Source organism: Pseudoflavonifractor sp. HCP28S3_F10 (assembly GCF_052065415.1).
GTDB lineage: Bacteria > Bacillota > Clostridia > Oscillospirales > Oscillospiraceae > Pseudoflavonifractor_A.
Window position 1 is genome coordinate 284,917 of sequence record NZ_JBQHUB010000001.1, and the last position, 24,857, is coordinate 309,773.

At 61.6% G+C, this 24,857-nt stretch carries 21 protein-coding genes; 4 read left to right on the top strand and 17 right to left on the bottom strand.

Translation table 11 applies throughout. From position 1 onward, the window contains the following. Positions 1-24 precede the first annotated feature (24 nt). From ACTNBZ_RS01410 to ACTNBZ_RS01455, 10 genes are all read right to left on the bottom strand, one after another. On the bottom strand, positions 25-957 hold the full coding sequence (locus ACTNBZ_RS01410) for an ABC transporter permease (protein WP_441207848.1): 933 nt from the start codon (positions 955-957) through the stop codon (positions 25-27). Further along, entirely contained in the window at positions 954-2,042 is a 1,089-nt protein-coding gene (locus ACTNBZ_RS01415) for an ABC transporter permease (RefSeq protein WP_441207849.1), read from the bottom strand. The genes ACTNBZ_RS01410 and ACTNBZ_RS01415 overlap by 4 nt, the downstream gene beginning before the upstream one ends. Next, a complete protein-coding gene (locus ACTNBZ_RS01420) occupies positions 2,039-3,586 on the bottom strand; it encodes an ABC transporter ATP-binding protein (protein WP_441207850.1) in 1,548 nt (515 codons plus the stop codon). The genes ACTNBZ_RS01415 and ACTNBZ_RS01420 overlap by 4 nt, the downstream gene beginning before the upstream one ends. Before the next feature lie 77 nt (positions 3,587-3,663). Next, on the bottom strand, positions 3,664-4,671 hold the full coding sequence (locus ACTNBZ_RS01425) for a BMP family protein (RefSeq protein WP_441207851.1): 1,008 nt from the start codon (positions 4,669-4,671) through the stop codon (positions 3,664-3,666). A 96-nt stretch (positions 4,672-4,767) separates the two neighbouring features. Then, complete coding sequence (locus tag ACTNBZ_RS01430; protein ID WP_441207852.1) at positions 4,768-5,469, bottom strand: flavodoxin family protein; 702 nt, start codon at positions 5,467-5,469, stop codon at positions 4,768-4,770. A 1-nt stretch (position 5,470) separates the two neighbouring features. Beyond that, positions 5,471-6,292: a creatininase family protein gene (locus ACTNBZ_RS01435; RefSeq protein ID WP_441207853.1), complete on the bottom strand. Its 822-nt coding sequence runs from the start codon at positions 6,290-6,292 to the stop codon at positions 5,471-5,473. A gap of 45 nt (positions 6,293-6,337) precedes the next feature. After that, positions 6,338-7,339: an ornithine cyclodeaminase family protein gene (locus ACTNBZ_RS01440; RefSeq protein ID WP_441207854.1), complete on the bottom strand. Its 1,002-nt coding sequence runs from the start codon at positions 7,337-7,339 to the stop codon at positions 6,338-6,340. 404 nt (positions 7,340-7,743) lie between these two features. After that, entirely contained in the window at positions 7,744-8,370 is a 627-nt protein-coding gene (locus ACTNBZ_RS01445) for a helix-turn-helix domain-containing protein (RefSeq protein WP_441207855.1), read from the bottom strand. 40 nt (positions 8,371-8,410) lie between these two features. Beyond that, on the bottom strand, positions 8,411-9,145 hold the full coding sequence (locus ACTNBZ_RS01450) for a sulfite exporter TauE/SafE family protein (protein WP_441207856.1): 735 nt from the start codon (positions 9,143-9,145) through the stop codon (positions 8,411-8,413). Between the two features lie 6 nt (positions 9,146-9,151). Then, positions 9,152-9,775: a DUF2284 domain-containing protein gene (locus ACTNBZ_RS01455; RefSeq protein ID WP_441207857.1), complete on the bottom strand. Its 624-nt coding sequence runs from the start codon at positions 9,773-9,775 to the stop codon at positions 9,152-9,154. An 832-nt stretch (positions 9,776-10,607) separates the two neighbouring features. Here ACTNBZ_RS01455 and ACTNBZ_RS01460 point away from each other — a divergent pair. Further along, positions 10,608-10,778 (top strand): hypothetical protein, encoded by a 171-nt coding sequence (locus ACTNBZ_RS01460; protein ID WP_441207858.1) that lies wholly within the window; start codon positions 10,608-10,610, stop codon positions 10,776-10,778. A 58-nt stretch (positions 10,779-10,836) separates the two neighbouring features. On the opposite strand, the gene ACTNBZ_RS01465 is transcribed toward ACTNBZ_RS01460, so the two are convergent. Next, complete coding sequence (locus ACTNBZ_RS01465; RefSeq protein ID WP_441207859.1) at positions 10,837-14,037, bottom strand: UvrD-helicase domain-containing protein; 3,201 nt, start codon at positions 14,035-14,037, stop codon at positions 10,837-10,839. Positions 14,038-14,182: 145 nt separating this feature from the next. On the opposite strand from ACTNBZ_RS01465, the gene ACTNBZ_RS01470 reads away from it, so the two are divergent. Both ACTNBZ_RS01470 and ACTNBZ_RS01475 read left to right on the top strand, forming a co-directional pair. After that, entirely contained in the window at positions 14,183-14,674 is a 492-nt protein-coding gene (locus tag ACTNBZ_RS01470) for a flavodoxin family protein (RefSeq protein ID WP_441207860.1), read from the top strand. A gap of 21 nt (positions 14,675-14,695) precedes the next feature. Beyond that, positions 14,696-16,069: a TraB/GumN family protein gene (locus tag ACTNBZ_RS01475; RefSeq protein WP_441207861.1), complete on the top strand. Its 1,374-nt coding sequence runs from the start codon at positions 14,696-14,698 to the stop codon at positions 16,067-16,069. Between the two features lie 109 nt (positions 16,070-16,178). Here the strand turns inward: ACTNBZ_RS01475 and ACTNBZ_RS01480 are convergent, their stop codons facing one another. The 6 genes from ACTNBZ_RS01480 to ACTNBZ_RS01505 form a co-directional block, all read right to left on the bottom strand. After that, positions 16,179-16,757 carry a histidine phosphatase family protein gene (locus tag ACTNBZ_RS01480; protein WP_441207862.1) on the bottom strand — a complete coding sequence of 193 codons (579 nt, stop codon included), beginning with the start codon at positions 16,755-16,757 and terminating at the stop codon, positions 16,179-16,181. Further along, entirely contained in the window at positions 16,754-17,116 is a 363-nt protein-coding gene (locus ACTNBZ_RS01485; protein WP_441207863.1) for a bifunctional adenosylcobinamide kinase/adenosylcobinamide-phosphate guanylyltransferase, read from the bottom strand. Before ACTNBZ_RS01485 ends, ACTNBZ_RS01480 begins: the two co-directional genes overlap by 4 nt. Then, positions 17,113-17,871: an adenosylcobinamide-GDP ribazoletransferase gene (locus ACTNBZ_RS01490; RefSeq protein ID WP_441207864.1), complete on the bottom strand. Its 759-nt coding sequence runs from the start codon at positions 17,869-17,871 to the stop codon at positions 17,113-17,115. Before ACTNBZ_RS01490 ends, ACTNBZ_RS01485 begins: the two co-directional genes overlap by 4 nt. After that, the gene (locus ACTNBZ_RS01495; RefSeq protein ID WP_441207865.1) at positions 17,853-18,386 is read right to left on the bottom strand and encodes a bifunctional adenosylcobinamide kinase/adenosylcobinamide-phosphate guanylyltransferase; all 534 of its coding nucleotides are present in this window, start codon (positions 18,384-18,386) and stop codon (positions 17,853-17,855) included. Before ACTNBZ_RS01495 ends, ACTNBZ_RS01490 begins: the two co-directional genes overlap by 19 nt. Before the next feature lie 7 nt (positions 18,387-18,393). After that, positions 18,394-19,113 carry a histidine phosphatase family protein gene (locus ACTNBZ_RS01500; protein WP_441207866.1) on the bottom strand — a complete coding sequence of 240 codons (720 nt, stop codon included), beginning with the start codon at positions 19,111-19,113 and terminating at the stop codon, positions 18,394-18,396. Positions 19,114-19,373: 260 nt separating this feature from the next. Further along, a complete protein-coding gene (locus ACTNBZ_RS01505; protein WP_441207867.1) occupies positions 19,374-20,726 on the bottom strand; it encodes a glycosyltransferase 87 family protein in 1,353 nt (450 codons plus the stop codon). A gap of 414 nt (positions 20,727-21,140) precedes the next feature. Between ACTNBZ_RS01505 and rpoB the strand changes: the two genes are divergently transcribed. Beyond that, positions 21,141-24,845: a DNA-directed RNA polymerase subunit beta gene (rpoB, locus tag ACTNBZ_RS01510; protein ID WP_441207868.1), complete on the top strand. Its 3,705-nt coding sequence runs from the start codon at positions 21,141-21,143 to the stop codon at positions 24,843-24,845. Positions 24,846-24,857 lie beyond the last annotated feature (12 nt).

A 24,857-nucleotide genomic window follows, 5' to 3' on the forward strand; every position in this document is an offset into this window, starting at 1 on the left:
TCCTCCGTTCTGATATGAAAATGCTTACTTGCTCGTCTTATAGCGTACACCCAGGCAGGCCGGTCGGGCACTTCTGCTCTTGAGCGAGGTCACGACCAGGGCCAGAACCGTCAGCAAATAGGGTGCCATAAGCAGGAACTGGTGCGGGATGAGACTCGTTACCTGCATCAGCAGCGCCAGTGCCTCCAAAAAACCGAAGAGCAACGCGCCCAGCAGAATGTACGCCGGGTTCCATCTTCCAAAAATGACCAGCGCATAGGCGATATAGCCGCGCCCGGACACCATGCCGGCGGTATACTGGTTGAAGGCCGCCGTGGAGAGGTAAGTGCCCGCTGCCGCCGCAAAAAGAGTGCTGACCAGCACGCACAAAAGCCGCGTCCGGTTGACGTGAACACCGCGGGTTTCTGCCGCCTTGGGGCTCTCGCCGCAGGCGATGATCACGATGCCGGCCTTGGTGCGCTGAAAAAAGAACACCGAAAACACGACCAGAAGCAGTGCCAGATAGGTCAGGCCGTACTGCTGGAAGAGGACGGGACCCAGCCAGGGAATGTCACAGAGCAGCGGGATTTTGACAATGGGGAAGGTGTTCTCGGCCAAGGGCATTACCTTGGGAATGCCGAATACCAGCCGGAAGAAAAAGCTGGAACTGCCCAGAATCAACAAGTTGAAGGCGATACCCGTAATGGCCTGGTCCACGCCGAACCAGATCACCAGCGCGCCGTAAATAAGCCCGACCATAAGGCACCCGCCTACAGCGGCGAGGAAGCCCAGCCAGTAGTTACCAGTGTAATAATTGACCATGAAGGCCATAAATGCCCCCACCGTCATCATGCCTTCCAGGCCTAGGTTCATAACGCCCGATTTCTGCGCGTACATCTCACCCAGGCTGGCATAGAGATACGGTATCGTCATGCGCACAGCCATGGCGAACAGGCTGATAATAACCGCACAGCTCACTTCTGCCCGCCTCCTTCCACGCGCACAATCTTATACATGGCCAACCGATCCGCACAGATGGCCGCAACCAGAAGCATACCCTGGAGCACATCAATAATGGAGTTGGGCACACCCGTCATTACCTGCATTGCCGTCGAGCCCGAAGACAGCACACCCAGCAGCAGTCCCGCAGCCAGAATGCCGAAGGGGTTGAGGCCGCCCAGTTTTGCCGCCACAATACCGGTAAAGCCGAAGTCATTGTTGATGGCCAGGCTGAAACGGTACTGATACCCCGCCACCTGAGATGCGCCGGCCAGGCCGGCAATCGCGCCGGAAAAGAGCATGACAAAGAGGATAATCTTCTCGTTGTCCCAAGCCTTGAGTTTAAAAAGCGTCGCCTGCTGGTTGAGTCCGAAGCAGCGGATCTCATACCCCAACGGGGTGCGGTTGAGATAGAGAATCCCAATCAAAGTCAGGCCCAGCAGCAGAAAACCCAGATGAATGGAGGTCCCGTTGATGAGAATAGGCCACTTGCTGTTTTCGGAGATAATCTCCGTCCAGTTGAGCTTGAGTGGATCCTGCCAGACCACTTCCAGCATAAAAGTCGCAAAATAGAGCATGACGTAGTTGAGCATAACCGTCACGTAGATCTCGCTGATGCCCAGCCGGGAGCGCAGAATGCCCGCCAGGCCGCTCCACAGCGCACCGAAGAGCATGCTCAGCACAACGGTAACCAGAATGGCCAGCACCGGCGGCAGACCGGGCATATAGAGCCCCACAATTGCCGCCCCAAGGCCGCCAGCCAGGAGAGACCCGTTTCCGCCCAGGTTTAGCACACCGGCTCGCAGACAGACGGACAACCCCAGACCGATCCATACAATGGGGAGAGAGTTGAGCAGGGTCTGCGAGACCTGGTAATTGGATGAAAAGGCGCTTTTGAAGATGGTGATGTACGCCTGGAGCGGGTCATCGGTCATGGTCAGCATGATGAGAGAGTGCAACGTCAGACACAGCGCCAGCATTCCCAGCAGGATCAGCATCCGCTTGAGCAGGGAGCAGCTCTGCTCCTCCTCTATGCGCCAAGGAAATTTCTTTGTTTTACTCATTTCTGATCACCGCCGTTTATCATCCGGTCGCCAATCTCACTGAGAGAGAATTCACCGTCGAAGATTTTGACGAGTTTTCCTTTGTAGAGTACGCCGATGCGGTCGGACAGGGCCACGAGCTCATCCAGATCCTCGCTGATCAGCAGGCAGGCCACCCCCTGCTCCCGCGCCTCCAGAAGCTTTTTCCAGATAAACTCCACAGCGATGACGTCCAGGCCGCGGGTAGGCTGCGCCGCCACAATCAGCCTGGGTCCCTTGGTGAGTTCCCGGGAGAGTACCAGCTTTTGCAGATTTCCGCCGCTGAGGGAGCGGGCGGGGTACTTGATGTCCGCCGGGCGCACGTCAAACTCCTCCACCCGCCGCTTGGACATCCTGCTCACGGCGCCCCAGTTGAGCATTCCATGTCTGTGGTACTCCTTTTCCCGGTGCGCACCGAAGATGAGGTTTTCCTCCAGAGTCATCTGGCCGATGCTGCCGTGTTCGATGCGGTCCTCCGGGATCTCCGCCACGCGCTCGCCGTACCAGTCCTCAAACTTGACCCGCGTGGAGATCGGCTTGCCGTTGAGCAGGATCTCTCCCTGGCTGGCCGCCTGCAGCGCCGTCACCGTCCTGTAGAGGTGGTTCTGGCCGTTGCCCGACACGCCGGCAATGCCGAAAATCTCTCCCGCCCGCACATCCAGGGTCACCCCGTCCAGAGTGCAGGCCTTCTCCGCGCTCGTCGTGCTGACATCCCGCAGCTGAAGAACCGGAGAGCCGGCGCGCAACGGGGGCTTCTTTACACCCATGTCATAACTGCGGCCGATCATCATTTTGATAAGCTGTTCATGGGTCACCTCTCCGGCGTTTACCGTGCCGATGAGCTTTCCACGGCGCAGTACCGAAATCCGGTCGGCCACCTGGTCAATCTCCTTGAGCTTGTGGGAGACCATGATGACGGTAATGCCCTCCCGCTTCATATCCAGAATGTGGCCCATGAGCGTTTCTACTTCCTGCACCGTCAGAACAGCGGTCGGTTCATCCAGAATGAGAATGTCGCTGCCCAGAAACAACGCCTTGAGGATCTCAATCCACTGCTGCTCACCCACAGACAGGCGCCAGATTTCCTTGTCAAGGTCGATATCCACACCGTAGCGCTTGCACAGCTCCTCAGCACGCTCCCGGGCCCGGCGCATATCCAGCAGCGGGCCCTTTCCATAGTCCAGGCCCAGCAGAAGGTTTTTCATACCGGAGAGTGTGGGCACGAGCATGAAGTGCTGGTGAACCATGCCGATGTTGTGCGCCGCGGCATCCTTGGGGGAGCGAAGGCGAGTCAACTTGCCGTTGATGTAAATATTTCCGGATGTCGGCCGGAGATATCCGTAAATCATGTTTGAAAGCGTACTTTTTCCGGCTCCGTTTTCTCCAAAGAAGACATGTACCTCACCCTTCTGGATAGACAACGAGACATTGTCGCAGGCTGTAAGCATACCAAACTTCTTAGTCAGCCCCTCCAGGCGGAGAATGGGTACGCTGCTCTGCTGCATATTGGTCGGTTCATGTTCCATTCCCAAACTCCTCATTTATTCCGCCAGAGGCCCGGAAGCGGACCTCCGGCGTACTGTTTGTACTTTCGCTGCCCGGGTTAAGGCTCAAAGGGAACGACGAGTTCGCCGCTGATGATCTGCTCCTCGACCTGACGGGCCGTCTCCACAATCTCCTTGGGCACAACGTCCTCGTTGATGAGTACCTCGCACACGCCGGCAGCCATCGAGCCCTCATAGTTGGTATAGTAGCGGTTTTCAAACTTGCCCTCACGGATAAGATCAAAGACCTCCTTCAGGGTGTTATCCCAACGGACGATCGACTGGGCGATCACGGTCTCGGGGGCGATGTCACTTTGGTCCATCTTCTCGGCCATGGCGTAGATCCCGGCCTCCTGACAGGCCTGAATCACGCCGTCACGCTCGCCGAAGATGATGTCCGCGCCCATGGAAATCTGAGAGTTGGTGCACTCCTTGGCCTTGACAGGGTCGTACCAGGTCTCCATGTAGGACACCAGGACCTGGCAATCGGGGTTGACGGACTTGACACCGCGCGTATAGGCATTGGCCTCACTGGTAATGTTGGCCGTGGGCATGGCGGCGACGTAGCCCACCACATTGCTCTTAGTCATCAGCCCGGCAATAACGCCCTGGACATAACAACCCTCGTGGATAGCCTGGTCATAGGCGCCCACGTTGGGCTCTGGAGTCTCCCAGTCGTTGCCGCCGCCCAGGAAGACAACGTCGGGATAGTCACCGTGGATCTTGCCCGCCGCGTCACGGCAGACACCGGCGTGGGCGATGATTACATCATACCCGGCCTCGGCATAGGTGCGCATGACCGACTCGGCGTTGTCAGAGGTCACGTTCTCAATATACTTGAACTCAAAGGGTTCGCCGCTCTCTTGCAGGCGCTGGAGGGCCAGCAACATGCAGCGGTTGTAAATGCTCTCCACGCTGTCGGCCACAACCAGGGCGACCTGCAGCGTCTCTCCCTTCTCCTCTCCAGGGGCCTGGGTTTCCGCCGCTTTGTCGCCTCCACCGCCGCACCCGGCGAGGAGCGCAAGAAGCATCGCGGACACGAGTATTGCAGAAATCAGCTTTTTCATGGTTTTCCTCCTCCGTATAGTATGTTGTATATAGGTATATAGGATCCCGATTGTTGTTCCAACGATCCGCTGGGCTTCGCTCGGCTAGGGTAAGAATTACTTGCGCGGGGGCTGGAAAATGCGGTTTCTGTCGTAGTAGTACTCATCGGGCAGGCTGTCGGCCAGGGCCTCGCGGCCGCAGGCGATGATCTTCGCCGTCTCAGCCACCCGCACGCCCAGCATGAATGAGTTCTCAAAGACGACGTCCTCCCGATCGATTTTTCCGTTGTTGTCCGCCTGCGCACCGGTACCAATATAGGCTTCTGGCATGTCGGAGGTCACGGGGAGGCAGTTCATGAGCAGAAGGTGGGCATTGAGGTACTCCATTACAACCTCCTGCCCGCCATAGTGGGTGTTGCCCTGAACGATGCAGCCGCCCACCTTCAGCAGGCGTGGCACTTTGCCCTCGGTATGGCCGAAGACGATGGCGCCCAGCCGGGTAATAATGGCGTTCATGGCGCTGGGCATGCCCATATGAAATAGGGGCACGGCGTAGATGATGCCGTCGGCGCGGATCCACTCATTGGCGAGATCGTGCAGGTCATCGTCTAGGATGCAGTTTCCTGTGCGTGTGTGGTAGGCCTTGCAGCTCTCCCTGCAGTGCTCATAGCACTTGCCGGCGATGTCATAGATCACAGTCTCTGCTCCCAGGGAGCGTGCACCCTCGGCCGCCTTTTCGGCCAGCTGGGCGGTGTTGCTGTTTTTCCTGGGGCTGCCGTTAATCACCAGGATTCTTATGTCCTTTGCGTCGATTGCCATGCTACATATCCTCCTTCGACTTGAGTTCATACTCCTGCACCATCAGATCCGCCAACCAGACGCCCAGCGCGTCATAGAGGGCGTCACCAGCTTCCGCCGTGGCATAGGAGGCATCGCCGTCCTGGCCGGGGCAGTTGTCCGGGTAGTACGCCATGGAGGGGACCTTGATGGGCCGGTAGACCGCGCCGCCCAGAACGGGTTCGGCCGAACAGGGGACATCTTTCTTGGGGAAGGAGGGAATGTAGGGCTCGGCCAGCTCCATCTTCACCAGATCCGGGAAGGAGGACAGGGCGCGGGACGTCTCTCTCGCGCCGCCATGCCCATCGGCGAAGTCCAGCGGCACCAGGCGCTTCTGGTCCCCCAAGTGGGGCAGCAGCCAGTTGACGCACATGACGTCCAGATTATTTTCAATTTCCAGCTCCTGCACCGCCACCTGCATGGCGGGTACATTTCCATCGTGACCCATGAGGAGAATAATGTGATTGAAGCCCATCTTCTGCAGGCCCACGCACATTTCCTTGAGCAGCAGCACCAGCGTGGAAGGCATCACCTGAAGGCTGCCGGGGTAGTGCATGGCCTCGGGGTGTACGCCATAGGGAATCGTGGGACCCACCAGGGCCTTACACCCACGCTTGTCTAGAACAGAGCATGCCCGGCAGGCAATCTCCTGGGCGATATAAGTGTCCGTTCCCAGTGGGAGGTGGTAGCCGTGCTGTTCAATGGCACCCACCGGAATGATGCATATATCCGTCTGCTGAAGCGCATCTGCCACTTCTTTCCAGGTCATCTCCTCAAACAGAGGAATTCCCGTCTTGCTGAACATAACTGGATTTACCTCTCCTTTCGTGGTGTCAGGGGCCCGGCGCGTTTACTTGAACAGGCATACATCGGTGCCAAGGTTCATTTCCAGCGCCTTCTCGTAGGCCTTGTAAGCAATGGCGACATCGTTGGCACCCATGCCCAGGTGGGTCATGGTGGTGCGCTCGGTGTCAGAGGTACGGCCCGCGGCACGGCCGCAGACAATCTCACTGAGGTTGGTGGATACCTTACTCATCCCCAGACCGTACTTCTTCTCAAAGTCGTTGACAAAGTTGAACACATCGGCCTGCTCGTTGCCGAGGATCCACTTGTCCACGCCGCCCAGAATGCCGGGGATGTCGATGTCCCACAGACAGGTAGGACAAAGGTGAGCGCCGGGAGCGATCATGTCCAGCGTAATAAGAGGAGTACGGCAGGTAGTCAGCATACAGATGATGTCTGCGCCCCTGACAGCGTCGGCTACGCTGTCGCAGGGAATGATCTCCACGCCGTACTTCTTCTCGCCATAGGACTTGAGGTTGTTCATGGCGCCCTTGTTGAGATCGAAGACCTGAATCTTCTTCAGAGGGAAGGTCCCCAGTTCGCACATGGCCTCCAGGTGGGTCTTGCCCTGCACGCCGCAGCCGACGATGGCCAGAGTCTCGGAGTTCTTACGGGCCAGATACTTAGTGCCGATAGCGGCCATGGCAGCAGTGCGCATACCGGTGAGATAGGTGGCGTCCATGAAGGCAATGGGCATCATGGTGTCGGCGTCGTTGATGGTGGTTACACCCACGGTGTAGGGCAGGTCCTTGTTCAGGTTACCCGCGCAGCAGCCCAGCCACTTATCGCCGACCACCTTCCAGGGGCGGATGTAGGCGGGGTGGGGCAGCAGGAAGCAGTAGTTGCCCTCAGAGGGATTGAGCACATCGCAGACGGTCTGGACAAGATCGCCGGTGCCGATGAAGCGGAGGGCGTCCTCCACGGCGGAGAGGGCCATCTTCATGTCACACACCTGCTCGAGCTCGTTCTTGGTCAGAATTCTGGTCTTCCACTGTTCGGTCTTGCTCATAGTTCCATTCCTCCGTTTTTTGATATTTGGGACTGCCCGGAATTCGGTTTCAACCCCATTCGTCCTGCTCTCACATATACTTGTCTTGCGTACATTTATCTCTGCTGGGGAAGCTTTGTTTTATTATAGAGCAACATTTGTTTTTTGTAAAGAACTATTTTGCTGTTTTCACTAAAATGTAATATTGTATAATACAAATTATTTGCTACTTAATTTCGACACAATTCACGCCAGCCCGCACCGCTTTTCTGGATGTTCCGAATCAAAGCGGATATAAAAAAGTGCCAGACACCAAGCCGGGAACGGGTTGGTGTCTGGCACTTTGCGTCATATTTCGTGCGCTTTAGTGGAATGCCTGTTATTTATCAGAGAACGCTTTCTCAATTTTACCCATTTTATGGGTTTTAGTATGTCGGCGGCGTGTTCACCTGGAAAAACCGGACCTCCTTGTCTGTCTCATTAGCCACCTTGTGAAAGAATGTGGAGCGGTAGTAGATCATCGTCCCCTCCGGGATCCGGTAGACCTTTCCGTCCAGGATGACAGACACCGTTCCCTTTGTGGAGAGAATGAACTCCTCCCCGTAGTGTGAGGTGGGCTCCCCGGAGTCGGAGTAAGGCGGCAGACTGTTGAAGGAGGCGTGCATCACCGCCCGTCCGCTGTACATCAGGTACTCCTGATAAGCCTTTCCGCTCTCCGCCTCGTAGAGTATGCGGGTATAGCGCTCCTCCCGTGGGACAATCACCACGTCATTTTCCAGGTTGTCCGTGAGCAGATCAGACACCGGTACACCGACAGCCTCCGCAATTTTCCGCAGAGAGCTGATGGTGATATTCACTTTGCCGTTTTCATAATTGCTGAGATAGGACAAGGAGATGTTTGCCTCCTTGGCCAACTGGCGCAGAGTCATTCCCTTCATCTGGCGGATTCGCCGCACATTGAGGTGGCTATTATCCCGACTGACCATCTGTTCTGTTTTCTCGCGCTGCTCCTCCTCGTTATCCATCTCTCGATCCATATCGTTTTGATCCATAATTCACCTTTTATCCGTTTCCGGTTTTTCGTTCTCGCGTTCAGAGAGAGTTAATCACCAGCGTCAGGCCTGACAGGGCAATAAAGATATAGGCCAAACGCCGGAGTATGCGTTTGGGCAGCAGCCCGCTTGTCCGCAGGCCAACCCAAGTCCCCAGCGCAGTACACACCCATCCGATCACAATCAGCGGAATGTGCGCCGGCTCAAAAGCGCCGGAGGCCGCACGGACAACAGCGGTCACCACGTTGGAAAAGAAAAAGTACGTCTGGATTGACGCCACATACTGCTGTGTGTCATCCACAGAGGCCATAAAATAAAGCGCCACGGGCGGCCCGCCTAGGCCGAACAGACCGTTTCCCACACCGGCCAGCAGCCCCATAATCACTCCGTTCCGGCGCGAGGCACGGATATGAATCCGGTCGGCAAACCACGCAAAATAGAGTGCCAGCAGGATCAGGATGCTGCCTAGGATGATTTTAAGTACTTTCTGCTCCACCCGCAGTGAGCAGAGCGTTGTCATCGTACTGACGGTGAGCGAAATCACCGTCACCGGCAGGATAGTACTCCACTGAATCTCCCTCCAACGGGAGAACATGATATAAAGGGCCGATACGCTGGCGATAGCCACGTTGAGTCCGACGGCGGTGGAGAGTGGGAAAAGTATTGGGAAGAGGGTCATGCACAAAATGCCCAGGCCGAGCCCGATATGCACCTGTAAAAAGGACCCCGCGCACACCGTGAGCATCATCAGCACAGCAGGCGTCACATCAACCACGGAGTGTCACCCCACCATCACCAGTCCGAGACCGGTCAGATACGGGACCTCTTCCGGCGTTGTGCTGTGTCCGGCGGGAATCACATTCCAGCCCACGCGCTCCGCCATGCGATAGACGTCCATCCCCGCCCCCTCCATAGAGCTGCGGCTCTTCAGCGGAAAACGGCATACGCCTCCCGGCTCAATAGCGCTGCATTTAACGTTAGGGCAGAAAAGCTTCTTGCACGGTCCATTGGCAAAGCCCATGGAGAGCACATGTCCGTCCTGGAAAGCCGCCGCCTCCACCCGGGACACCGTCTCATACATCAGGCGCTGGGTGTCTCCCGCCTGGCCTCTGCCGGCGTCTGCACAGCCCTTCCCCAACAGTTCCTCCGGGGCAAAGCGCTTCATAACGAACACGGCGTATTCGTACCGCGCCGTACACGCTCGCATTTCATCCAGATCGCAGGCATAGGGCGGACAGTTCCCGTTGCTCGCGTAGTACCCACAACGGGGATACCGGCACTTCATCCGCACGCGCGGATCAATAATGATATCTGCGGCCGGAATCACTTTTGCATCGGTCATTCCCAATGAAATGGCCAACGCACAGTAGCGTTCCAGGTCACACTGCAGCTTTGTGTTATCCATACAATGGTTCCTCTCATTGTGACGGCTTTATACCGTGTATTAAAGCTTCCCCAAGCCATATACCTGTACGCCGCGGCAGGAAAGCGGCCTCCCGCCGCCGGATCCGGCCCCCCAGCGGGAATCCCGCAAGCAGCCGCTCCAACCACTGTTTTGGACAAATATACAATAGTATAGCATATCTGCGCTCATATATCAATTATCGATCGGCAATCAAATTTCTCGCCCCACGCGCTGCTCCTCCGCCCCACTCTCCCCTTATGCCGCCTGCCTCAGCGGGAAAAGTCCCCTTTGTCTGTCCTGCTTTAATTGGCTTAGAGTATTTTGAAGATCCACGAGCTGGGGGGCAGGCTCAAGCCCGGCACCGCCGCTGTCACCATTGGTGCGGAGGCCCTGAGTCCCCAGGGGGAAGTATAACTTCACCCTGGCCTTCCTCGGAACCAATGGTATCGCCGTCAGCCGGGGTTTCGCCCCACCTATCCGGAGAAGGCCGCCGTCAAGAAACTAACCGCCCGGCGCGTCTGGGTGCTGGCCGACAAGAGCAAATTCTGCAAAGTCTCCGGGACAATCATGTTCCCTCTGGAGGCTGCCGGGATTATCACAACCTGCCTGCAGGCGAAAAATATCTCTCCTGCACCCGGATCAAGGAGGCCTAGTATGGTTTACACCGTCACCTTCAACGCCGTGCGGGACCACGTGGTCTGGCTGGACTGCCTGCTCCCCGGGGAGACCAGCCCCGACCGTACCCGGAGTGAGGAACTCCGGTTCGGTGAAAAGAGAATCAACGTCTGCGGTCCTGAGTATTCCCTGGGCACTGGAGGAACTTTTCGGCCACTTGGAGCGACTGGAGGGACAGGGTATCTCCTTTGCTGCGGAGGCCACCTTCTTCTCCGAACCCATCGCCGACCTGGTGGCCGCCGCGGTGACCACGGTGCTGTTCCTGCGCACCTTCCCCGGCATCCTGCGGGACTGCGTCCGGACCCACAGCGCTGTCCGGGCGGCATAAGGAGAACAAGCCTCATATAAAAAACTCCGCCCAGACGGGCGGAGTTTTTTATATGAGGTCAGAACAGGCTGAGCTGGCCGTCGTCCGGCTTTTTGTGCCGGGGGGCGGCCTCTCCTTCCTCCAGCAGGAGGGAGGGCAGGCCGGCCAGGAAAGGGGAGGGCTCGCCGGAGGTGAGAAGGATGAGCTCCTCTTCCGCCCGGGTGACGCCCACATAGAAGAGACGGCGCTCCTCCGCCAGGTCGGTGGGGCGGCGCTCCGACTCCAGCGGGAGCAGCCCCTTGCGCACGCCGCAGAGAAAGACCACCGGGAACTCCAGCCCCTTGGCGGCGTGGAGGGTCATCAGGGTGACGGCGCCGGACTCGTAGCTGCCCGACTGGCGGCGCAGGTCTCCCTCGCTCCCCAGGGTGAGGCCCTGGAGCAGCTCAGGCATGGTGCGGTAAAAGACCGCCGTGTTGCGCAGGCGCTCCAGCGGCTCGGAGCCGGTACAGCCGGCCTGGGCGGCCCACCGTTCCAGCAGCCTCCAGGGCCGTTCCCAGTCGGCCTGCTGGCCGAAAAAGGCGGTCAGGTCCAGCCAGGGGCGCAGAATGGAAACCTGGGCGTAGGCCTCGTCCACCGCCCGGACCCGCTGGGCGGCGCTGCCTTCCGCCCGGGCCCAGGTGCCGGCCACGGCCCGGGTCAGGTCGGCGGGGACGCTCCACACCAGCCGGAGACAGGTCTCCAGAGCCAGGGCGTCCTCCGGATCCAGCAGGAGCTGAAAAAAGCACAGCGCCCCCCGGACTATGTCGTCGTTGAGGAAATCCTCCCGGCCGGCCACCACGCAGGGGATGCCCTCCCGGCGGAAGCACTGCTCCAGAAGCTCCAGTTGCCGGCGGGTACGGCAGCACACCGCGATATCGGAAAAGCTCCGGGGCTTTTCCGCCCCCCGCAGGGCCTGGGCCTGCAGCATGTCCACGCCGCCCACCAGGCGGCTCACCTCTCTGGCCGCAAAGACGGCCTCCCCCTTCTCGCTCTCGGCGCGGAGCAGCCGGACCTTCCGCCCGGAGCGGCGGACGGCGTGGAGGTCCCGGGGAGCTCCGCCGTTGGGGCCGATGGCCGCCAGGGCGCAGCCCAGGATCTCAGGTGTGGAGCGGTAGTTGTACCGCAGGGGGATGGTGCGCAGGCCGGGGAAGTCCTCCTCCAGCCGGGAGAAGCAGGCGGGGTCGGACCCGCGGAAGGCGTAGATGGACTGGTCCGGGTCACCGATGACAAAGAGGCTCCGGCCCAGCCGGTTCCACGCCTTGACCAGCCGGTATTGAACGGCGTTGCAGTCCTGAAATTCGTCCACCAGCAGGTGGCGGAACTTGCGGGCGTCGGAGCGGCTTTTGCCTTCCCACCGTTCCAGGGTGCGCAGCAGCAGGTCGTCAAAATCCATCAGACCCCGCTCCTGCAGGCGGCGGATGTAGAAGTCGCAGGCGGCGGCCAGGTCGCCGCTCTCCGGCGGAAGGCCGTTTTTCTGCCGGGACACGGCCTGCAGGAGTTGGGCGGGACCGGCCTTCACCCCCAGTGCCCGCAGGACCTGGCCGGCCAGCTCCAGAGATTCATAGGTCCCCACCAGCCGCTCCGGGTCCCCGTCCTTGGCCAGCAGGTCCAGGCAGATGGAGTGGAAGGTACCGATGGTCATGCCCCGCAGGGCCCGCTTGTCCCCGAACCGTGCCTCCAGCCGCTCCCGCAGCTCGGCGGCCGCCTTGTTGGTAAAGGTCACCGCCGCAATCTCCGAGGGCCGCTCCCCCTGCTCCTCCAGCAGCCAGAGAATGCGGGAGACCAGGGTGCGGGTCTTGCCGGCCCCCGGTCCGGCCACTACCGCAACGGCCCGGTGGGGACAGCGGGCGGCGGCGCTCTGGTCCGGGTCCAGACCGCCGGCGGGGGAGGGGAGTTCCTCTTCCTGCGGGGCTTCCTGCTCCGCCTGAGAGGCGGGGGCGGCCTTTTTCCGGCTCCCGGCCTGAGGCGCGTCGCAGCCGAACAGGCTGACCTGGCCGCTGAAGGCCTCCTTCTCGCTCTCAGACAGAAGCGTCATGGCGCCGAATTCCCCGTCGTAGCCCGGGGCCCACTGGGCCTTTCCCGCCCGCAGGCGGCGGATGCCCTCGGTGACGCAGGGACCGGCCACCCGGGCGATGTCCTCCAGGGGGGCCTGGCGCAGGATATAGAACTCCGGACCCAGCTTGGACAGCATCTCCTCATAGCGGCGCTGATTCCGTTTAGTGTCCGGTCCGCCGCCCAAAGTGGCGGAGAGGATCTCGGGCAGAGGGGCGAGCCGCTCGAATTTCGGGGCGCGGGGGCGGACGTAGCCCTCCGGCCGGTCGGCAAGCTGCTCCACCCGGTGGAGCACGCCGGTGGTCAGCCGCTTGCCGCACACGGGGCACTTGCCGCCTGCGGCCTCGGCCTCGGCGGGGGAGAGACACTGATGGCAGTTGCGGTGGCCGTCGTAGTGATACTTGCCCTCCTCGGGGAAGAATTCCAGAGTGCCCTTCAGCCCCCGGCCGGTGCGCAGGGCCTTTTCCAGTGCGGGGTAGGAGAGGGAAATGTCCAGCAGGTTGGCCTCCCTCCCCAGCTTGGCGGGGGAGTGGGCGTCGGAATTGGACACCAGATGGAACCGGTCCAGGGCGGAGCAGCGCCAGTTCATGGGAGGATCAGAGGAGAGGCCGGTCTCCAGGGCGTGGATGTGGGGCGTCAGGTCCTCAAAGCACTCCTCGATGGTGTCAAAACCAGAAAAAGCCCCGAACAGGGAGAAGTGGGGCGTCCAGATGTGGGCGGGGATGAAGATGGCGTTGGGTGCGGCCTCCAGCGTGATCTCCAGCAGGTCCCGGCAGTCCAGACCCAGGATGGGGCGGCCGTCGGAGTGGATGTTGCCGATGGCCTCCAGCCGGTGGGAGAGGACCTCTGCGGTCTCCAGGTCGGGCAGGAGGATCAGGTTGTGGACCTTCCGCACCTTGCCGTTTTTCTTATAGATGGAGCTGATTTCGCCGCTGACTACGAAGCGGGGAGCCGCTCCGCCCACCGGCGCGCCGGGGCGCACCGCGTCCTCACGCAGGGTGTAGAGTCCCTCCTCCGCCGGGACCAGGGCCTCAGACAGTTCGGCCCGCCAGGCGGGATGGGTGAAGTCGCCGGTGCCCACGATGGAGATGCCCTTCCGCCGGGCCCAGAAGTCCAGGGCGGCGGGCACGCAGTCCGAGCTGGTGGCCCGGGAGTATTTGGAGTGGATGTGCAGATCGGCGATCAACATAGGACATCCTCGCTTTCCGGCGATTTTCTTACATTTTTCTTATCTTTATCATAAAACGATTTTGCCGTTGGCGCAAGGGCTTGTGTTTCCGCCGGGCCGGGAATATAATCAGGATCAGAAGAAAATACCCGGGAGGCAATATCAAATGAAACTCTCTGTTTTGTACTTTTCCAAGACCGGCAACACCGCGCGGATGGCGCAGGCCATCGCCGAGGGCATGGCGTCGGTGGAGGGGACGGAGGTCCGCACCTTCCCCCTGGACGGCATCGACGCCGATTTCGTGAAGGAAAGCGGCTGCGTCGTACTGGGAACGCCCGCCTATGTGGCCAGCATGGCCGCCGCCGTCAAGACCTGGCTGGACAGCGAGAGCGGCAAATACGGCCTGGCGGGCAAGCTGGGCGGGGCTTTCGCCACGGCGGACTATGTCCACGGCGGCGGCGATATGGCGATCCAGGGCATCCTGACCCACTTCATGGTGCGGGGGATGCTGGTCTATTCCGGCGGCGGCAGCAAGGGCCGTCCCTTCATCCACCTGGGGCCGGTGGCCATCAGCGGCGAGCTGGAGAAGTATGAGCCCACCTTCCGGGTCTACGGAGAGCGGATGGCCCGGAAGGCGCTGGAACTGTTCGGAGAGTAAAACAGTAAGGAGGAAACGATCATGCAATGGAAAAAACGGCTGCTGGCATGCGCGCTCTCGGCGGCGCTGATGACCGCGCCCGTTCTGGCAACGGAGGGAGAAGGACAGGGGCCCGATCCCTGGGCCTATCCCTATCTGGCCGACAGCTACGCGCTGGGACTGATAGACGATGACTATCCCTCCTACATCCAAGAGACCGTCACGGAGGAGCAGCTTGCCGCCATGACAGAGACGGTGTCCGCCAAGCTGGCCCTGCTGGGACTGGAGAAGCGGGAGAGCGCCCCGGACGGGGAAGGACTGGTGGTGGACCGGACCCGGGGCGGCGTGGTCAACGCCCTCTACCAGGCTGCCGCCGACTGGGAGATCGACGGCGTGGAGCAGGGACCCGAGGCCTTCCTGACCGGACTGGGCGTGCTCTGCGGCGACGGGACGGGCAGCCGTCTGGACCGCCTTTGCACCTATCAGGAGGCCATGGTGCTGGCCGACCGGCTCGTCCTGGCGGTCTATGACGCCAATGACGCCGGGGCCAGGGGCCTGCTGTGGAAGGCGGTCAACGGGGATACCACCCTCTATCTGCTGGGCACCGTCCATGTGGACCGGGACAACCTGTACCCCATGCACCGCCGGGTGCGGGAGGCGGTGGACGCCTCCTCCGAGGTGATCTTTGAGGTGAATTTCAACAACCCGGAGGACCTGCAGGCCTACGCCGCCATGCAGGTCTACTCCGACGGCACCACCCTGAAGGACCATATCCCGGAGGAGCTCTATACCCGCACGGTGGCGGATTTTGCAGCGCTGGGGATGGACGAGGCCACCGTGGCCTCGCTGAAGCCCTGGGTGCTGGCCCTTTCACTCAACAATGTGACCATGCAGGATGAGTCCACCGGCAGCAACGCCATGGCCATGGATCTCTATGTGAACGCCCGGGCGGTCAACGCCGGGAAGACCATCGGCGCCGCCGAGAACTACGCCTTCCAGGGGCAGATCTTCGACACCCTGTCGGAGGACTATCAGCTGCAGATGCTGGAGGGCAGCCTCGGGCTGCTGGAGGCCGCCATGAGCGGAGAGGAGACCGGGACCGACCCGCAGACCCAGGCGGCGCTGGAGGAGCAGGAGAAGCTCATGTCCGCCATGATGGACGCCTGGAAGCGGGGCGACCTGGAGGCCTTCGCCGCGGCCTATGACAAAAAGGCCATCCTGGAGAGCGAGGACGAGCTCAACCGCCGCCTCTTCACCGACCGTGACCCGGGGATGATCGACTGCGCGGCCTCCTACCTGGCCCGGAACGACGGCAAGACCTATTTCATGGCGGTGGGCGCCGGTCACATGACGGACCCCGGCGGCATCGTCTCCGGCCTGCGGGCCCTGGGCTATACCGTGGAGCCCGCGGCCTGACGGGATCTGAGCGCCCGGCGGCTCGCCCCGTAGGGGCCGCTGCCAATAGGCCCCAAAACAGATAAAACGCCCGCTGCCATGGCAGCGGGCGTTCGTTGTTTTTAATGGATCAAAAGGAGCAAAGAATAGTAAGAAAGCCGTTTTCGGCCCGGCAGAGATAGCCGCCGCCGTTTTTGACCTGATAGTGGAAGTAGGGCTTCTCCGGCCGGGCAAAGCCGGAGAGGATGGCCATGATGGTGCCGCCGTGGACCACCAGGGCGGTGCGGCCTCCACCGTCCTGCGCCAGAAGAGGGGCAAAGGCGGCCCGGCACCGGGCTATAAAGGCGTCGGGATGTTCCCCGTCCGGGATGGGGCCGGCGCAGTTGCCGTCTACCCAGGCCTGGTAGCGGGGATCGCCGCCCAGCTCCTGAAAATTCCTGTTCTCAAAGGCGCCGAAGTCGCACTCCCGGAAGCCCTCCACCGGGGTGGGAACAAGGGTGGGGAAGAGGATGGCGGCGGTCTGGACACAGCGGAGCATGGGGCTGACATAGAGCCGGTCGGCCTTGAGCAATTCTCTCTGATCCCGGGACTGGGCCCGGAGAGCCTCCTCACCCGCGGGACACAGGGGTTGGTTGGTACGGCCGCCCACGTAGTTCCCGGTGAGGTTTCCCGCTGTTCTTCCATGGCGGAGGAAGAGAAATTCCGTCATTTCAGCCGCACCCCGATCCCGCAGACGATGCGCTCCACCCGCTCCGAGGCGGCGGCCAGGCGGCACAGGGCCCGGCCGGTCTCCTCCCGCCAGCGGCGCTCAAAGGGGTCCAGGGGCACCACCCCCAGCCCAATTTCATCGGATACCACCACCGCCTCAGGATTGCGCGTCAGAAGGGCGTCCACATAGGCGTTCAGGTCGCCGCCCTGCTCCAGAATGGAGCGGCAGAGCAGGTGAAAAGAGTTGATTGCCGGGGCGGAGAGGGCCTCTTCCGGCGAGCAGGGGACGGGCCGCAGACCGGTCTGGGCGAGGACATAGGCGGTCTTGCCCTGATGGCAGCCGCCGATATACAGCTTCATACGTACCTCCAGGTCAGGGCGACGGCCAGGGCCATGGCCAGCTCGCAGAGCTGGAGAAAATACCCGGCCAGGTCGCCGGTGATGCCGCCGAACTGGCGGTAGGACATCACACGGTAGTAAAGAAGGCAGGCCACCGCCGCCAGCAGGGCGGCCCCTCCGGAGAGGGGGGAGAGCAGGAGCATCCCCAGGGCGGACAGGGCGATGTAGAAGAGCATGGTCCAGGTGACGGCGCTCTTATGGGCGGAATCCGCGAAAGCCTGGAGCATGCCGGAGGAACGGGCCCCCCTCAGGTTGGCCAGGGCCAGGCCGCTCATGGCCCGGGAGAGCACGAAGCCCGGGGCCAGCACCAGAAAGCTGCGGAGGTCCTCCGGCTGGGTGAGGGCGGCGAAACACAGCAGCAGCCACACCCCGCAGAACACCGCGGCAAAGGCCCCGGCGTGGGGGTCCTTCAGGATCTCCAGCTTCCGTTCCCGGCTCTGGTGGGAGGAGAGGGCGTCCACCGTGTCGCAGAAGCCGTCCATATGGATGCCCCCGGAGAGCAGCAGGGGGATGGCGGTGAGCCCGGCGGCGCGGAGGAGGGCGTTGAGCCCCAGCGCCCGGCACAGGAGGGCCCAGCCCAGGAATACTCCGCCGATGGCCGCCCCCACCAGGGGGAAAAAGCAGATGGCGTATTTCATGTTTTTCTCGCTCCACTCCACCTGGGGCATGGGGATGCGGGAGTAGGTGGAGAAGGCGATCACAAGGGAAGCGGGCATGGAAGGGCTCCTTTCAGTACCAGCGGGATGCCGCAGACTACCTCGGCCGCCAGGTCGGCCCGCTGGGCCAGAAGCCGGTTCAGGCTCCCCAACAGGGCGATGTAGTCCGTAGTGTCGGGGTCGTAGATCACCCCGTCGGAGAAGATCTCGTTGCTGACCACCACAAGATGGCCGCAGCGGCAGGCCAGGGCGGAGAGCTGTTCCCACAGGACCTGGACGTAGTCGGTGGGAGGGGCGGGGGAGAAGCGCAGGTTGGCCAGCAGGTTGGACAGGTCCTCCAGCAGCACGGCGGAGCCAGGGGGAATGTGGGATATGGGCAGAGGACCGGGACACTCCAGGGTGGAAAACCCTTTGGAGGCCCGCATGGAGCGGTGCCGGGCGATGCGCGCCTCCGCCCCGGGTCCGGAGGGGGGCATGGTGGCCAGATAGAGCTTGGGGCCGGGACAGAGGGTGCAGATCAGCTCCTCGGCCCAGGCTGACTTACCGCTGGCGCTGCCCCCGGTGACCAGCGCCACCACGGACCTACCGGGCAGGGACGGCGGCGCCGTCCAGATAATGGGTGTCGTTGAGTTCCAGAGGGTGGAATTGTTCATCACGATAAGTGAAGCGACACACACTGGTGTTGTGAATCATTATGACCTCCTCCAAACGTTCCCGGCAGAGGAGCCACACCATGGTCTTGATGGACAGGGCATGGGAGACCACCAGAACATTTCCTCCTCCGGCGGCAGCGGCCTCTTGGGCCAGGTCGTGAAGGGCGCCGGAGAGCCGGTCACTGATCTCCTGGAAGGACTGACTCATGCCCGTGGGATCCAAATGGTTGTGAATATAATCAATGGCCTCGGGCAGACGGAGGGTGAGGTCGTCCAGTGCAAAGGGGGTGCCGTCAGGATTGCGGATCGCGGTTTGGAACTCTTTGTTGGGACCGCCCTCCATGCGGCCCAGGCACCACTCCCGCAGCCGGGGATCGGGACGGACGGTAAGATCGGGTTGGCCGCTGTGGGAGAGCAGGATGCGGGCGGTCTCCACAGCCCGTCCGCTGTCGCTGGAGGCGGCCAGGACGAAACGGACGCCCTCCCGGCTCAGTCCCTCGCCCAGGGCGGCGGCCCCGGCCCGGCCGGCGGGGGTGAGGGGAGAGTCGGCCCATCCCTGGGCCCGGCTGAGCAGATTGAGCATGGTCTGGCCATGGCGGACAATATAAAGCGTTACTTCCGGATGCATGGTGATCTCCTTTCGCTGCATATATACTCCATTATAATGCGTTCCGATGAAGCGCTGCGGCGCTTCATCGGAAATACGCATTGTAACAATGTCTGAATTCGATCAAAAGGGCTGAGAATGGCCCTTTTGATCGAATTGTGCGGCTGCTGCCGCACGAATAAACCGCAAAGCGGTTTATTCAGCAGACATTATTATAGTACCGGGGACGAAAAGCTGCAAGTGTTGCTGCTTTTGCCCCCGACGGGACAAAAAACGCTCCCCCTGGGCGGGGGAGCACCATATCACGCGTGTTTTTTGCCGGGCTTGATCAGAACCCGCAGGGACAGGACCAGGGCGGCCAGAATAAACATGGCCTCCAGAGCCATGGTCCAGATATGGCCGGCAAAGTGGAGAGGCAGGGTGTACCGCAGCCGGAGGTAGACGCAGTAGGAGCTGAGGGAGGAGAGCTCTGTCAGCGCTGCAATGGGGATGCGCCGCTTGTCCCGAAAAGCCCAGACCAGCGTGATGACGTCGGCCAGAAAGAAATAGCGCTCGTGCATGTAGGGCAGGAAAAAAGGGACCCCCAGTGCAAGCACGGCGGCGGCCGCCATCATATCGTCCCGATCCAGGGTATCCCGGCGGCGCCGGGCCCATGCCAGTACAAACAGGCAAAGGACAAAGGCGGTCAGGATGCCCGCCCGGGACCAGAAAGCCTGATCCACCTCCATGCCGTAGGGCAGGAAGGCAAACACCGAGGGGGCGTTGAAGGCCAGCGCGGTAGTGTACTGCCCGGCCTGGTTGAAATAGACGCTGAGGATATCGCCCAGGGGCTTTCCCAGCAGCAGGGCGGGGAGAATGGTGGCGCCATAGGCGGCGGGAAACACCAGAAGATGGGTGAATTTGACCCGCCCGGCCAGCCACAGGGCGCCCCACAGGGGGATAAGGAAAATGGTCTGGAGCTTGAAAGAGAAGGCCACGGCCAACAGGGCTACCGAGGTCTTGGGGCGTCCGTCCGGCACGCAGGCCAGGGCGTGGAGGACCAGAGCGCCGTACAGGGAATCACACTGTCCCCAGAAGGAGCCGTTGAGCACCACGGTGGGCAGAAGGAAAAGGGCCAGGAAAACCAGCGGTCCCGCCGGGCCGTCCCGACGGCCCGTAAGGGCCTGGGTCAGGCGGAGCCCGCCCCAGGCCAGAATTACGTCGAAGAGAATGGAAAAAAGCTTGATGGCGTAGAGGTCGGGCACCGGCAGATAGGAGATGGCCGCCATAAAATAGAGGTAGGGAACGTTGTAATCGCCGATGGGCTGCTTAATAGCGGCAAAGCCCCCGTTGTCCCGGAAAAAGGCGGCCCACTGGGAGAGAAAGTCCCGGTAGTCATAAGTGACGTGGTCCAGACACAGCACCCGCAGCACAATGGCCAGACCGATGGGCAGCAGGGCGGCGCCCAGCCAGGAAGCGGGGAGCTTTGCCCGGCCCAGCAGGAAAAGGGCAAGGGCGGCGTACAGCAGGAGCAGGACGGCCACTGAAACATGCTGGGCCAGGCCTCCCAGCCGGAGCAGAAATGCACAGGCGCAGGCCCCCGCCAGCAGGGCGCAGCCTACGGCGGTGCAGAGCACGGACACGGTACGGGAGAGAGGGGGAAAGGAATCGGGCATGATGCTACCTCCGGATATGAAAAAAGTCCGGAATTTCTCCGAACTTTACCGACGCATAACTTGACGTGGAAGAAAATATATGGTATACTTAAACGCTCTCATAGACAGAGCAAAAAGCTTCCATACCCCCCCACGCTACCGCCAGTATAGCATGTTTTCCCATAGCCCGCAAGATAAAATGAGGAACAATCGGTCAACCTGGCCGGGCGTATCAAGGCCGGATAAACCGGCCGGTTTGGGAGAAATGACGGGAAAAAGGAAGCAAGATGACCAAAAATACGCGGGTTTCCATGCTCCGCCGCCCTGCGGCGGTGAAAAAACGGAAGAAAAATTTGGATGCGCGTGTTACCGTACCATAGCCGCGCCCGCCGCGGCCCAGGCACGAAATCATAGGGAAAGGAATGGTCGTTCAGCATGGTCACGGACAGAATCAAAGACGTCTACTACGGCAAGACCCTCCGCAAGAGCTTTGCCCGCCATGAGGAGATCCTGCAGATGCCCAATCTTCTGGAGGTCCAGAAGAAGTCCTACCAGTGGTTCCTGGATAAGGGCCTGCGGGAGGTATTCAAGGATGTCTCCTGCATCACTGACTACGCCGGCAATCTGGAGCTCTCCTTTATTGATTACTCCATGGATGAGCCTCCCAAGTACAACGTGGAGGAGTGCAAGGCCCGGGACGCCACGTATGCCGCCCCCATCAAGGTCCGGGTGCGCCTGCGCAACAAGGAGACCGAGGAGATCAAGGAGCAGGAGATCTTCATGGGCGACTTCCCCCTGATGACCGAGGCGGGCACCTTTGTCATCAACGGCGCCGAGCGCGTCATCGTCTCCCAGATCGTCCGTTCCCCCGGCATCTACTACGGCCGCACCGAGGACAAGGCGGGCAACGTTACCTACGCCACCACCGTCATCCCCTACCGGGGCGCCTGGCTGGAGTATGAGACCGACCTGTCCGACATTTTCTATGTCCGCATCGACAAGAACCGCAAGCTTCCCATCACCTGCCTGATTCGTGCCGTGGGTCCCCGGACCGACGCCGAGATCATCGAGATGTTCGGCGAGGATCCCCGTATCCTGGCCACCATGGAGAAGGACACCTGTAAGACCTACGAGGAGGCGCTGCTGGAGATCTACCGCAAGCTGCGTCCCGGCGAGCCCCCCACGGTGGACTCCGCCGAGAGCCTGCTCAACGCCCTCTTCTTCGATCCCCGGCGCTACGACGTGTCCGCCGTGGGCCGCTATAAGTTCAACAAGAAGTTGGCCATGGGTCCCCGCCTCAGCGGCCAGAAGCTGGCCCTTCCCGTGGCCGATCCCCGCACCGGCGAGATCATCGCCGAGGCCGGCGAGGTGCTGACCCGGGAACGGGCCTACGAGCTGGAGGCCCGGGGCGTCAACGAGGCCGTGGTGGATGCGGACGGCGTCCAGGTCCGGGTTTTTGGCAACCACATGGTGGAGATGAAGCACTTTGTGGACTTCGACCCCGAGGAGTGCGGCGTCAATGAGCGGGTGCGCTACACCGTGCTCATGGAGCTGCTGGACCAGTACAGCGGCGACGAGCTGAAGGAAGCCATCGCCGAGCGCATGGACGACCTGGTGCCCAAGCACATCATCGTGGATGACATTATGGCCTCCATCAACTACCTCAACGCCCTGGCCTTCGGCGTGGGTACTGCCGACGACATCGACCACCTGGGCAACCGCCGCCTGCGCTGCGTGGGCGAGCTGCTGCAGAACCAGTTCCGCATCGGCTTCTCCCGCATGGAGCGGGTCATCCGGGAGCGGATGACCATCCAGGACCTGGATATCGTCACCCCCCAGAGCCTGATCAACATCCGGCCCGTCACCGCCGCCATCAAGGAGTTCTTCGGCTCCTCCCCCCTGAGTCAGTTCATGGACCAGACCAACCCTCTGGCCGAGCTGACCCACAAGCGCCGCCTGTCCGCCCTGGGCCCCGGCGGCCTGAGCCGTGACCGCGCCTCCTTCGACGTGCGCGATATCCACTACTCCCACTACGGCCGCCTGTGCCCCATCGAGACCCCCGAAGGTCCCAACATCGGCCTGATCTCCTACCTGGCTTCCTACGCCCGGGTCAACCGCTTCGGCTTCATCGAGGCGCCCTACCGCCGGGTGGACAAGGCGACGGGCCAGGTGACCGATGAGATCGAGTATATGACCGCCGACGTGGAGGACAATTACACCATCGCCCAGGCCACCGAGCCGGTGGACGAGAACGGCTGCTTTATCAACGAGCGCATCACCTGCCGCCACCGCAACGAGATCGTGTCGGTGGCCCGGGATCAGGTGGACTATATCGACGTGTCCCCCAAGATGATGGTCTCCATCGCCACCGCCATGATCCCCTTCCTGCAGAACGACGACGCCAACCGCGCCCTGATGGGCGCCAACATGCAGCGCCAGGCCGTGCCCCTGCTGACCACTCAGGCCCCCATCGTGGCCACCGGCCAGGAGCACAAGAACTGCGTGGACTCCGAGGTGGCCATCCTGGCCGAGGAGGACGGCGTGGTGACCAAGGTGTCGGCCCAGTACGTCACCGTCCGGTACGACAACATCGGCACCAAGGAGTATAAGCTGACCAAGTTCCTCCGCTCCAACCACGGCACCTGCATCAACCAGCGGCCCATCGTGTCGGTCAACCAGAAGGTGAGCAAGGGCGAGGTCATCGTGGACGGCCCCTCCACCGCCAACGGCGAGATCGCCCTGGGCAAGAACATCCTCATGGGCTTCATGACCTGGGAGGGCTACAACTACGAGGACGCCATCCTCCTCAACGAGCGCATGGTGAAGGAGGACGTGTTCACCTCCATCCACATCGAGGAGTACGAGACCGAGTCCCGGGACACCAAGCTGGGCCCCGAGGAGATCACCCGTGATATCCCCAACGTGGGCGAGGACGCCCTGAAGGACCTGGACGAGCGGGGCATCATCCGCATCGGCGCCGAGGTGCGCTCCGGCGACATCCTGGTGGGCAAGGTCACCCCCAAGGGCGAGACCGACCTCACCGCCGAGGAGCGGCTGCTGCGCGCCATTTTCGGTGAGAAGGCCCGCGAGGTCCGTGACACCTCCCTGAAGGTGCCCCACGGCGAGAGCGGCATCATCGTGGACGTGAAGGTCTTTACCCGGGAGAACGGCGACGAGCTCTCTCCCGGCGTCAACGAGGTGGTCCGGGTCTATATCGCCCAGAAGCGCAAGATCAGCGTGGGCGACAAGATGGCCGGCCGCCACGGCAACAAGGGCGTCGTGTCCCGCATCCTGCCCCAGGAGGATATGCCCTTCCTGCCCGACGGCACCCCCCTGGATATCGTACTGAACCCCCTGGGCGTGCCTTCCCGTATGAACATCGGCCAGGTGCTGGAGGTCCATCTGGGCTACGCCGCCAAGACCCTGGGCTGGAAGGTGGCCACCCCCATCTTCAACGGCGCCGATGAGAAGGACATCGCCGAGACCCTGCAGCTGGCCGGCCTGTCCCCCGACGGCAAGAGCTGGCTCTATGACGGCCGCACCGGCGAGCGGTTCGACAACCGTGTCACCGTGGGCTACGTCTACTTCCTCAAGCTCCACCACCTGGTGGACGATAAGATCCACGCCCGTTCCACCGGCCCCTACTCCCTGGTCACCCAGCAGCCTCTGGGCGGCAAGGCCCAGTTCGGCGGCCAGCGCTTCGGCGAGATGGAGGTGTGGGCCCTGGAGGCCTACGGCGCGGCCTACACCCTGCAGGAGATCCTTACCGTCAAGTCTGACGACGTCACCGGCCGCGTCAAGACCTACGAGGCCATCGTCAAGGGCCACAACGTGCCCAAGCCCGGCGTGCCCGAGTCCTTCAAGGTGCTCATCAAGGAGCTCCAGTCCCTGTGCCTGGACATGAAGGTGCTGGACGGCGATGGCAACGAGATCGAGCTCAAGGACGACGAGGACGATTACCAGCCCGACCGCATCCGCGACGACGACGATTTTTACAGCTACCGCGACAACGACAGCGAGTCTGACTTCAGCGCCGCCGGCTTTACCCTGAAGGCCGAGAGCGACGATGACGATCTGGCCGTGTCCGACGACGCCGCCGAGGACGAGGACGACGCGTTCCTGGACGACCAGGACATTTAAGACAGAGGGAGG